The organism is Chitinophaga sp. (assembly GCF_035538455.1).
Classification (GTDB): Bacteria; Bacteroidota; Bacteroidia; order Chitinophagales; family Chitinophagaceae; genus Chitinophaga.
The window spans coordinates 1-11,148 of the sequence record NZ_DATLKJ010000198.1 but is presented as its reverse complement, the minus strand read 5'-3'; the positions used below and the strand labels follow the sequence as shown (position 1 = coordinate 11,148).

At 47.8% G+C, this 11,148-nt stretch carries 12 protein-coding genes and 1 tRNA gene; 6 read left to right on the top strand and 7 right to left on the bottom strand.

Going from position 1 to position 11,148, the window contains the following annotated elements; all coding sequences use genetic code 11:
• Nucleotides 1-41 precede the first annotated feature (41 nt).
• A tRNA-Lys gene (locus VM802_RS23885) sits at nucleotides 42-117 on the bottom strand.
• 170 nt (nucleotides 118-287) lie between these two features.
• Between VM802_RS23885 and VM802_RS23880 the strand changes: the two genes are divergently transcribed.
• Together VM802_RS23880 and VM802_RS23875 are read left to right on the top strand one after the other, a co-directional pair.
• Nucleotides 288-1,349, top strand: a complete 1,062-nt coding sequence (locus tag VM802_RS23880) for a winged helix DNA-binding domain-containing protein (RefSeq protein WP_325535361.1) — start codon at nucleotides 288-290, stop codon at nucleotides 1,347-1,349.
• A gap of 129 nt (nucleotides 1,350-1,478) precedes the next feature.
• Nucleotides 1,479-1,850 (top strand): VOC family protein, encoded by a 372-nt coding sequence (locus VM802_RS23875; RefSeq protein WP_325535359.1) that lies wholly within the window; start codon nucleotides 1,479-1,481, stop codon nucleotides 1,848-1,850.
• A gap of 14 nt (nucleotides 1,851-1,864) precedes the next feature.
• On the opposite strand, the gene VM802_RS23870 is transcribed toward VM802_RS23875, so the two are convergent.
• On the bottom strand, nucleotides 1,865-2,905 hold the full coding sequence (locus VM802_RS23870; RefSeq protein WP_325535357.1) for an SMI1/KNR4 family protein: 1,041 nt from the start codon (nucleotides 2,903-2,905) through the stop codon (nucleotides 1,865-1,867).
• A gap of 97 nt (nucleotides 2,906-3,002) precedes the next feature.
• Between VM802_RS23870 and VM802_RS23865 the strand changes: the two genes are divergently transcribed.
• On the top strand, nucleotides 3,003-3,446 hold the full coding sequence (locus tag VM802_RS23865; protein WP_325535355.1) for a hypothetical protein: 444 nt from the start codon (nucleotides 3,003-3,005) through the stop codon (nucleotides 3,444-3,446).
• Here VM802_RS23865 and VM802_RS23860 read toward each other — a convergent pair whose 3' ends face one another.
• The gene (locus tag VM802_RS23860) at nucleotides 3,447-3,875 is read right to left on the bottom strand and encodes a hypothetical protein (RefSeq protein WP_325535353.1); all 429 of its coding nucleotides are present in this window, start codon (nucleotides 3,873-3,875) and stop codon (nucleotides 3,447-3,449) included. It abuts the gene before it with no gap.
• Nucleotides 3,876-4,044: 169 nt separating this feature from the next.
• Between VM802_RS23860 and VM802_RS23855 the strand changes: the two genes are divergently transcribed.
• Nucleotides 4,045-4,278 (top strand): thioredoxin domain-containing protein, encoded by a 234-nt coding sequence (locus tag VM802_RS23855; protein ID WP_325535351.1) that lies wholly within the window; start codon nucleotides 4,045-4,047, stop codon nucleotides 4,276-4,278.
• A 125-nt stretch (nucleotides 4,279-4,403) separates the two neighbouring features.
• Here the strand turns inward: VM802_RS23855 and VM802_RS23850 are convergent, their stop codons facing one another.
• Entirely contained in the window at nucleotides 4,404-4,601 is a 198-nt protein-coding gene (locus VM802_RS23850) for a hypothetical protein (RefSeq protein WP_325535349.1), read from the bottom strand.
• Nucleotides 4,602-4,630: 29 nt separating this feature from the next.
• On the opposite strand from VM802_RS23850, the gene VM802_RS23845 reads away from it, so the two are divergent.
• Nucleotides 4,631-7,435, top strand: a complete 2,805-nt coding sequence (locus VM802_RS23845; protein WP_325535347.1) for a pre-peptidase C-terminal domain-containing protein — start codon at nucleotides 4,631-4,633, stop codon at nucleotides 7,433-7,435.
• Nucleotides 7,436-7,805: 370 nt separating this feature from the next.
• Here the strand turns inward: VM802_RS23845 and VM802_RS23840 are convergent, their stop codons facing one another.
• The 3 genes from VM802_RS23840 to VM802_RS23830 form a co-directional block, all read right to left on the bottom strand.
• Nucleotides 7,806-8,546: a hypothetical protein gene (locus VM802_RS23840; RefSeq protein WP_325535345.1), complete on the bottom strand. Its 741-nt coding sequence runs from the start codon at nucleotides 8,544-8,546 to the stop codon at nucleotides 7,806-7,808.
• 172 nt (nucleotides 8,547-8,718) lie between these two features.
• Nucleotides 8,719-9,429, bottom strand: a complete 711-nt coding sequence (locus tag VM802_RS23835) for a LytR/AlgR family response regulator transcription factor (protein ID WP_325535342.1) — start codon at nucleotides 9,427-9,429, stop codon at nucleotides 8,719-8,721.
• Nucleotides 9,430-9,433: 4 nt separating this feature from the next.
• Entirely contained in the window at nucleotides 9,434-10,519 is a 1,086-nt protein-coding gene (locus VM802_RS23830; RefSeq protein ID WP_325535340.1) for a sensor histidine kinase, read from the bottom strand.
• Between the two features lie 201 nt (nucleotides 10,520-10,720).
• Here VM802_RS23830 and VM802_RS23825 point away from each other — a divergent pair.
• The coding region (locus VM802_RS23825; protein WP_325535338.1) for a TonB-dependent receptor plug domain-containing protein at nucleotides 10,721-11,148 on the top strand (428 nt) is incomplete at its 3' end.

Genomic DNA, 11,148 nt, shown 5'->3' with positions numbered 1-11,148 from the left:
CAAGGCTTTAATTACTTAAGAGTTTCTATTTTTACTCTTGGTGGTGATCCCGCTGGGACTCGAACCCAGGGCCCATACATTAAAAGTGTATTGCTCTACCAACTGAGCTACGGAATCATTCCCTTTTCTGTAAGGGAGTGCAAAAGTAAACATTAAAATTAAATTTCCAAATTTTTCTTCAACTAACTTAAACGGGTACACGTACTTAGAGTCTGCTGACATAACGTTGTCACGGCTGATTGCTTTCTTTGTGGCAGCAACAAAACAAATGATTTATCTTAGCTACTATGACAGATATACTACATCAGCGACTACAGCAGCAGCATATTACCGGTAAGAAATTCGGCAAGGCGGCGGAGGTGGTACACTGGATGGGGGCCGTACAGGCCCAGGACTATGCCGGCGCCAAATGGGCGCTGGGCCTGCGTATGAAAGACACTACTGATAGTGCGATTGATAAAGCGATGGCCAAAGGTGAGATTATCCGTACGCACGTGTTGCGGCCTACCTGGCACTTTGTATCGCCGGCGGATGTACGCTGGATGCTGAGGCTCTCTGCGCCGCGTATAAGCGCTGCGATGGCCTATAATAACCGCAGGCTCGAGCTGGACAAGCCTATCTTCAAAAAGAGCAATGCCGTGCTACAGAAAGCGCTGCTGGGTAAGAAGCAGCTTACACGTACCGAGTTGGCCGTTCCGTTGCAGGAAGCTGGCATCCGTACAGATGATATACGTATCACGCATCTGTTGGTGCAGGCTGAACTGGAGGGTCTCATTTGCAGCGGCCCGCGCAAAGGCAAGCAGTTTACCTATGTATTGCTGGAAGAACATGTGCCTCCCGCTCCGGTTCTTACAGAAGAAGAAGCGTTGGGTACCCTGGCGCTTCGTTATTTCAACAGCCACGGGCCAGCTACCGTACAGGATTTCAGCTGGTGGTCAGGATTGAGTGTTACTGCTGCGAAGGCCGGACTGGAATCTGTCAAGGGGCAACTGCAATCATTTGTGGAGGATGGCGCCACCTACTGGATGCCTCCCGCTAAGGCTGCTAAACCCGAAGCCTCACCGTCCATTCACTTCCTCCCTCCTTTTGATGAGTATACGGTTGCCTATAAAGACCGGAACATCGTGCAGCGGCATCTTAGTACTAAACTGGCTCCTATGGCAGTACTCAGCCCCGTGGTGATTATAGACGGACAACTGGCCGGTACCTGGAAACGTACCATCAACAAAAACGATATCAGTCTCTCTGTTAATTTTTTCAAGCAAACAAAGAAGCCCAATAAAGCTGTCTTACAAGCCGCCTTACAGCGTTACAGCGATTTCAATGGCCTGCCTGTGAAACTCACCTGATTCATTTCGTTAAAATAATTCTTTTTAAAGAACGAATGTTCTTTTATATTTGTATCGCAATTGCGGTACAAGTATTTTTTTATCTAAAAAAAGAACAATCATTCTTTTATATCTTTAACTATTACTACAATGACACTCAATCACATCAACCTGCCCGTGCGGGATGTACCCGCCGCCCGCAGCTTCTTTGAAGCCTATTTCAACTTCACCCCTGCCGACTCCAAACCCAACGATACACTCGCCGTTATGAACGGCAAGGACGACTTCGTTCTGGTACTCATGAACCAGCGCCTCAATGAAAACGGTAATCACGGCTATCCTGACGCCTTTCATATAGGATTCTTCCTCTCAGCTGAAACAGAGGTACAAGCACTCTACAACCGCCTTATACAGGACGGTCATACGCTGGAGCAACAGCCACAACGTATCCGTAGGACCTTCGGCTTCTATTTCAAATATGAGGCCTTCATGATTGAAATAGCCTGTCCTGTCGCGAATTAATACTGCATTCAAGGCTATGCGGTCAGCTTGTGGAGGAAGTCCAGAAAATTGCCGGCATACCTGTGAAATTCCCAGTGCCCCTCTCCATGGCGACTGTAAAGCACTGGAGCATCGCCATCACTCATAGCGGAAAGGTCCAGGCAATAGGGATCGGCACCGTCATCTGCAATCACAACCAGGTGTGGCGGCCAATCAGAGATAACGGCATTGCTCACTGGATTATAGGAATAGCCTGCCTGCCGGGCAATCAGATCATGTGCTCCATAGAGAGATAGACCCTCTGCAAAATCTCCACCAGCAATGAATGCGCGCAACGGTGAGAAATTCTTCAGGAACAACAAATAGTTTTCAGGCAATGTCCATCTTGCCGCAATCTGTTGCATATCGCTGTCTGCGGCTATCACCAGCAGGTTATCGGGGTTGGCTTTGTCGAAGTGTGCCTGCCGCATAGCGGCCAGTTTATGATCGAGGCGGGCAGCCAGTATTTCAAATGGTGTAGATGGCTGTTGCAAAGCGGGATGTATTGGCGGCATATCATATCCTTTACCAGCAGGGTAGCCATCCTGTTGCCATTGCTTTAGTGTTGGAAGCCGCAGGTGTTCGGGCTTCCAGTGACCCGGATCTGTGGGGAGACCGCGATCGAAAGGTTGGCCGCTGTGTACAGCCAGGCTCTTGACTGCTTTTGCACGTACATCCAGTTGGTTGTTGTTGTTCTGCGCAAGTGCAGTTAGCGAGGGATAGGCGACAGCACCTTCTGTTTTCAGGTATCCGTCTACCGCCCAGTAGGCCAACTCAGGTATGGTCAACGCCCAGGTAAAAAAGGTTGCATAAGCAGTTTCACCTTCACCCACCAGTCTTACAATGTCAATCATGAGGAAACCGCGCCAGTGTTTCAGCTTCCCTTCGCGGGCATACTGCATCAGCGCCTGTATCACTGCTTTCCGGTGAGTTGCACCAAAGTCTTTAATCAGCTTGTCTTTCTTACGGGCAAACTTACCGCCATCCATTTCCCCGTACCATTCCTGTATAAATATCTCTATACTTTTCGTCTTCATTCTCAAAAGTAAAATTGTTTGTTTAAAAAAAAGTGATCCTCACTATGGGGGGAAGCCGTCTCCAAACGTCATATATACAGCATTTAAAGATAGAACCATGAAATCCGTATTGTACCCCCTGTTTCTGGTCCTCGCATTCACCAGTTGCGCGGACAACCATGCTGCTGTTTTCATCCGGCAGTTTGGCCGTGAAGACTTCATGGATTTCCGGAATACCAAAGTTGCCGTTAATGGATATGATGACGATCATCTGTTGATATTATCCCTCGATATGCAGCAACAACACAACCCGATCCGGAAAAGCATGTATATTGTTGGCATAGATGAAACATCGGGCGAGATAAAGAAAACCAGCTGCCACCTGATGAATGGCATAGCACCTGATGTACACAGCCTGCACAGGCTGGCGCAGAAATTTCTTCATTACAAGGCCCAGGCCATCTGGGTTGACAACAACAGCAACGTTTTCATCAGTCTGCGCGACAGCCGTACCGCCACGCTGGTGAAGTATGCAGGGAAAGACTGGTCGGTGCTGAACTGATTATTTTCTGACGAAGGAGATGGTCCATTCCATGCGTATATTATTTCCCGCATGGCTTTCAGCGATACGTATTGCCAACACTAACGTCTTAGTGTCCAGTTTATCGATCTCAAATCTTTTTCCGTCATCGTTGTCACCGAAAAGACGGAGTGTTTTATTGTCCGGCTCCAGCCGGTAGGAAGAATAGCGCTGTCCACCGTCGACGATAGACCCATCAGCGTTGAACTGCATCAGATCATTGTTGCTGAATGTGGAATCGATTTTTATCTCATGCCCGCCGTTGAAGTCATAGATTTCCCGCTTAGACATGACCGGCTGCCATTTGCCTCTAATCAGTGCCCTGCGCGACTGTTCGCCGGTCAATATACACGACATCAGCATACTTCCTGCCATCAGCAGGGTTAACAAAAGAATACATGATCGCTTCATAAGTCATAAAAGGTTACCATACAATCAGTGCCAAGATAGACTTTTTTCTCCGGGATTGTTGTTGATCCAGTTTGCATACAGCAACTGAAATCTGGACCATAACAAAATCGCTAAAGCAGTTAACCTTTGCATCAGCAATTATGCTTTAACCAGTTAAAATTTTCGAATCATGGCAAAGTCTGTATTTTATCATGCCGGTTGTCCCGTATGTGTTAGCGCTGAACAGGAGATCCTTTCGCTCATCGGTAATGCTGAAGTGGAAGTTGTACATCTTGGAGAAGCGAGGAACAGGATCAGCGAAGCGGAGAAAGCCGGTGTAAAGTCTGTACCGGCACTGCTTACACCAAGCGGCAATGTGTTACATATTAACTACGGCGCCTCTCTCGCCGATGTAAAAGGCTGATGAAAAAATGTGCCCCCGCGCCTTCATGCGGGGGCTTTTCACTGCGTATAAATTGCAGCGGTTTAGTCTAATTTCAGTGAGACTAAATCATATCTTATGTAAAAACTTATACTAGCAAATCTTTATTACAGGTCGGCGGAGTTACTATTGAATAAACCTCTTTCTGCAACACTATCCCCATAGTAATTCTTTTCGGGCACCCGTTGTGACCAACCCAATCCTGACGAATGATGTGACAGGCACCCCCGGCCGTCCGCTGCGATCATTATATGACTATCTCTGCCCATCAACCAGGCAGCAACGATACCGTGCGCTGTACTCAAATCAACAATTCTAAATCAAAATTTATCTTATGCAAAAAACACTATTCACATTACTCTGTTTGTTGTTGGCCTGTACTACCCTGAAGGCCCAAACCAGTAGAGGCGGCAGGCCTTATAGCTACGCCTCCCGGCTTCCCGAAGAAATCAACACCAAAACTGTAGCCGCCCTTCCCGTGCAGAAATTGCAGGTAGAAGACGAAGTTAACCTGAAACAAGGCTTGCCTCTTCGTATAGGCGTGATCGCACCTGCATCCTGGTCGCTCAGCAATGCAGGCAGCTGGACCACCCTGCCTGACGGCGACCGCATCTGGCGCCTGCGCATCAATGTAACCGGTGCCGTAGCGTCTTCCCTCTATTATGAAAACTTTCATCTGCCTGAAGGCGCGAAGCTGTATGTATACAACGGCGACCGCTCACAGCTGATTGGTGCATTCAGCAGCGAAAACAACCAGGAAACCGGTTTATTTGCCACCGAAATCCTGAAAGGCGATGTCTGCACACTGGAATATTATGAGCCCAAAGCCGTAAAGGGCCAGGGTCATTTCACCATCAGCGGTGTCAATAATATTTACAGCACAAAGATCCCTGAAGCGAGAAAGAGCCTCGACAAAACCGTTGGTGCATCCGGCAGCTGTAACGTAAACGTAAACTGCCCTGAAGGCGCCAACTGGCAGAACCAGAAAAGAGCGGTAGCCAAGATCATCCTGAAAGTGGGTGGCGCCAGCTACCTCTGTACCGGCGCACTGGTAAACAATGCACGTAAAGACTGTAAACCTTATTTCCTCACAGCCAACCATTGCGGCTCCAACGCATCTGCGGCGGATTTCAACCAGTGGGTGTTTTACTTTAACTATGAAGCGCCTTCCTGTAGCAATCCTACTTCCGAGCCTGCCGCCAACACGATCACCGGTTGCGTGCAACGCGCAAGATCCGGCGACGGCGGCAATGTGGAAGGTTCCGACTTCCAGCTGCTGGAGTTCAACCAGAGCGTACCTTCTTCCTATAACGTATACTATGCAGGCTGGAATGCCAATACAGCGGCTAGTCCCAGTGGTGTAGGCATTCACCACCCTGCAGGTGATATTAAAAAAATATCCACCTACACTTCTCCGCTGGTTGAAAGCAACTATGGCGGTGGCGGCACTGCCCCTTATACCCACTGGCAGGCTACCTGGGTGCAGACACAGACCAACTGGAGCATTACCGAAGGCGGATCTTCCGGCTCTCCCCTGTTCAATAACAACGGGCAGATTGTAGGTCAGCTCTCCGGCGGTCCCTCCAGCTGTTCAGCGGCGGCTTCCAGCAAATATGACTATTATGGTAAAGTAGCCCGCAGCTGGACTTCCAACGGTACCGACGCCCTTCACCAGCTGAAACCCTGGCTGGATCCCGACAATAGCGGTGTGCTGAGCCTTACAGGCAGCAACTACCCCTGTGGCGACACCACTCACCCGCAAACCTGCCCTGATCCGTATGAACCTAACAACTCCCGTGCTACCGCTACCAGCATTACACCGGGAATAGATATTCGCGCCACTATCACTGCCGCGGATTCCGACTACTACAAGATTCAGCTGACAGATTCCGGTAGGATCGCTATCACACTGGACAACCTCCCGGCTAACTTCAACCTGAAGCTGCTTTCTTCTACCGGCGCACAGCTGGCCATTTCACAGAACACCGGCACTATAGCTGACAGCATTCTGTATACCGGCCCTGCAGGTACTTATTACATCCTGGTATATGGCGCTGGCGGCGCGGCCTCTGATTCAGTATGCTACCGCCTGAATACAAACGTTACGCCGCTTGCCGGTTGTACCGACCAGCTTGAGCCTAACGATACACAGGCTACTGCTGCGGCCATCGCAACAGGAGCGAATATACGCGCACAGATAGCCACGTCTTCTGATGTTGACTATTACAAATTCACCACTACCGGTACCAATGATATCAGCATCAGACTCGACAGCCTCCCAGCTGATTATGATGTAAAACTGCTCTCTTCTACCGGTACCCAGCTGGGAATCTCACAGAACGGTGGCACCACTGCCGAAACAATTGCCTATGGTGCAGCGGCCGCCGGTACTTATTACGTACAGGTATATGGCTATAACGGCGCTTCCAGCAACCTGAAATGCTACCTGCTGAAAGCTACGCTCACACCGGTGACTACCTGCACAGATGCGTTTGAACCAAACGAATCCCGCACTGCCGCAGCTGCCATCAACGCCAATACTGCCATCAGCGCCCAAATTGCCACATCTACAGATAAAGACTGGTATAAGTTCAGCAACACTTCCAGCCAGCCGCATATCGAAATCCTGTTGGGCAACCTTCCTGCCGACTACGACGTGATCCTGTATAATGCCAGCGGCACTGAAGTAGGACGTTCTGAAAACGGTGGCACTACCAGCGAAAGAATTGTGTATAATAACGGCGCAGTAGGGACCTACTACGTACAGGTATTTGGTTACAACGGCGCTTCCAGCAACAGCAAGTGCTACTCACTCACCGCTGGTACCAGCAGCACACCAAAACAGGCTCCTGACAATAAGAGCAGTAAGTTCGGCGGTGATGACAAGTCACACAGTAACTTCCATGTATATCCTGTGCCTGCAAAAGATGTAGTATATCTGGAACTGAAAAACCAACAGTCTGGATTGAAACAGGTAGTGATCACCGATGTAAGCGGCAAGATTGTTTACAACCGTCAGCACCAGATCACAGATGGCTACAACAGGCTGGAGATAATACTGCCTTCTGCCCTGAAAGGCGGCGTGTATATCATTTCCACCGGCAGACAGCAGTCTGCGAAATTTATGATCCAAAGATAAAAACAGCTATAAGCTATCAATTAGAAAGCAAGGGTATCTCAATAGGAGAGATACCCTTGCTTTTTTAATTGAACCGGTGAGGACGGTTTATTGCTGAATCTTCCCCCGAAAAGATCTTCCAGGGAATGAAATGCATCAGAGAACAGATAGACCAGTAATTTAAAGAAAGGGTAAGTGCGTCTCAGGCGAAGATGGATTTTTCTCCTGTTTCAAGTGAAATTGATTTAATGAACGCAGGCAAACTATCAACGAAACCCAAAATAAGGTGGTCCAGTCCACCATTAACACACAGCACACTCACTCATCTACAAAATGAAACAGCCGTCTCGCATATGAGACGGCTGTTTTTCTAACAATTTTCTGCAAATGATCAGAAGTTGGTAGTCAGATAACTCTTCAGATCAGGATCTGAGGAAGCAAGCGTTGAAGCATTGTACGGCGGCCTGTTAGTGCCGGTGTAATTGGCTTCCGCTGATACGCCCAGGTACTCAACCTGATTGCTCATTACATAAGCGCTGGAAGGGTAAACGCCGGAATAATAGGCGTTCACATACATGTTGTAGATAGTTGAATTGTTGAACCCACCTGGTACCCAACGGTCGTGCAGGTAGTGGAACAATTCATGGATGATTACGTTACCCGGTGCGGTGTGCACACTGCGGTAAACGCTGAAGTTTACAATGTATACGTTCCCGTTGCTGTAGAACAGGTCGCCACTGCCAGGGCTGTTGTATACATTGATGGGAGCACCGGTCATGTGCTGCTTCGTAGTACTGCTGGTACTGGTGCTTAACAGCTGGTCAATTTCGCCGGTCACCAGTGACTTAACGTCGTTGGGCACAGTACCGGAATAATTGACGGTAAAGCCGCGGTAACTGATCTTTGCTACCGCCCCACTGGCCTCGCCACGGGCATTTGCATTCTGCTTAAAAAAGTCAATCACTTTTTGTCGTTCTGGTGTAATCGTGATGTGGTCTTCTACAGTTTGCCCTGCTACAGGTTTTACTTGCTCAGTCGGTGATGATTGCTCTTCTTTTTTACAGCTCGAAATGACAGCTAGTGCTAACAGCAATACTAGCATTGAGTTAACGCGGGTTTTTGTGCTTCTCATACGGTTCTAGATTTTGGGTTATAGAATGGCTCAAAACTATCTATATACACTACTAATCCTATCGCATAGATAAAATATTTTTTTATCAATTAAAATTTTCAATACTATGGACATACCTGCTGAATATCTGCACTTTACACGTAATAACTACAAATTCTGTTTCAAATAAACATTAGGGGGCTTTCAGTATTTTTATCGTATAGTCGCGGTAGTTATTGCCAACTGGCAGCTGTATATTTCCCAGCTCCACTTCCTGTGTGGAGTAGGCGGTCACTTTATTCATGTTGATAATAAAAGAACGATGGATACGCAGGAAGCCCTTATCTTTCAGCTCCTCTTCCAGGTCACTGATCTTATATTTGACAGAGAGCTTCTCTTTGCCGGTACGATGTACAACAATGTAATCACGGATGCTTTCTATATATAACACTTCACCGGCAGAAAGGCGGTGGAATTTATTGCCGGTACGCAAATGAATGTATGAATCCGGCCTGGGGGCCACTATGCGCACGCTTTCCTCACGGGGCGCCGTTCTTAAATAATAACGTTCAATCGCTTTAAAGAAGCGGTCGAAAGTAATGGGCTTGAGCAGGTAGTCTACCACATCCAGCTCAAAGCCCTCCAGCGCATACTCCCGGTAGGCTGTGGTGAAGATCACCGCCGGCGGGTGCCTGCATGTTCTCAGAAAATCTATTCCGGTAAGCTGTGGCATCTTAATATCCAGGAACATCAGATCCACCGGCGTGGTGCGTAATACCTCAGCGGCCTTCACTGCATTGTTGCAATATCCCACAACTTCCAGTGAATCTATTTGTTCAACATGATTCTGTAACAACTTGATAGCCAGCGGTTCATCATCCACAATCAAACATCTTACTTTCATTATGCTAATTTATATTTTCGGACGATAAAACAATATGCAGGGTTGATGTAAATACTCCATCTGCAGCAATGACCGCAAAAGTATAGACTCCCGGATAGATCAATTCGAGCTGTTTTCTGATATTCGCCAGGCCAATGCTCATATCGTCCTTCTTATCTTTTATTTCACGATAGGTGTTCGTTACTTCAAAGCTGAACCTGTTACGGGTGAGAAGCAGAGAGATGTCGATGACCGGGCTGCCGGCATCTTCCCCTGCCCCGTGCTTGAATGCATTCTCCACCAGCGACAATAATATCAGCGGGGCAATCATGGCGTCTGTATCCGTACTATGCCGGAAACGAACCTGCAAACGTTCATCGTAGCGGAGCTTTTCCAGGGCAATATAATTATGCATCAACGCTATTTCCTGGGACAACGGCACATACATGCCGCTGCAACGGTACAATAAATGATCAAGTATATCAGACAAGCGTGCAATGGAGTCTGATGTCTGCGGGGAGTTCATCAGCGACAGCGAATAGATATTGTTGAGCGTATTGAACAGAAAGTGAGGATTCAATTGGGCCTTCAGGGCTTTCAGTTCACTCTCTGACTTCTGCTTCTCCAGCACGAGGGTGCGCTTATTACCAAGGTACTGGTCTTTGATCAGCTTCAGGAAAATAAAGATGACGGGAATGGTAATGGTATCCAGGAAGTAATGCCAGAAGAGCTTCGGGATGTCTGTCAGGATCTCTGGTATAGACTCCTGCGAAAATGGCCGTACTCTTACTATCGGCTCTACCACATAAATGACAACGGTCCTTGAGAATACCATCAGGATATACATCCCCACCACCAGTTCCAGTACCACCGGAAAGTACTGCTGCGTTTTCATCATTATCGGCAATATGCGATAGGCCAGGTAATAGGTGACCAGCATAGAGAAAAAGATATAGAACCCCCTGGTCACCACCTTTTGTGCGATCGGGTCATATTCGTCGTAAGGATTCAGCCTTTGCAGCGAAACCAGGTAAACAACCAGCCAGAAGAGTACATGTGTAAGTACCCGGTAGCGGGTATTAAAGTTGATCAGTCTTTCTATCAATGACATAACATGATAAAAGTAACCAACTTTCAAAGAACTATCTATCATCGTCGACGAAACCCGCCCCTCCGCATACAAAAACAACCTCCCTGCTTACGAATCAGCATTTTCCGGTAACATGCCTTTTTGTCGACCCTCACGCCCATTCTGTCTTTCCGCTGTTTTTCGCTGCAAAATAACTTCAATATTTGCGATCAAATACTGAACATGAAATCCATCAGACCACTATTATTACTGTTACTGGGCACATGTGCCTACACCAGTGCATACAGCCAGGCAACAAAAGACAAGAAGCACGATACCATTCTTCCACCCCCTTCCCCTAAACAACTCAAAGCAATCAGCATAACCGGCACCCGTTCGGATATTGAGCTGAAAGCCGATAAAAAAGTGTTCAATGTAGGGAAAGACATCTTATCCAAAGGGGGTAACGCCAATGACATTCTCGGCAACGTGCCCTCCGTCAACGTAGATGTGCAGGGTAATATAAGTCTGCGTGGTAATGAGAATGTACGTATCCTCATTAACGGTAAAGCATCTATGCTCACCGTCAACAATGGCCTGCGACAGATACCCGCGTCCAGCATCGAAAAGATAGAGGTGATCACCAATCCGTCTTCTGCCTACGAAGCGCA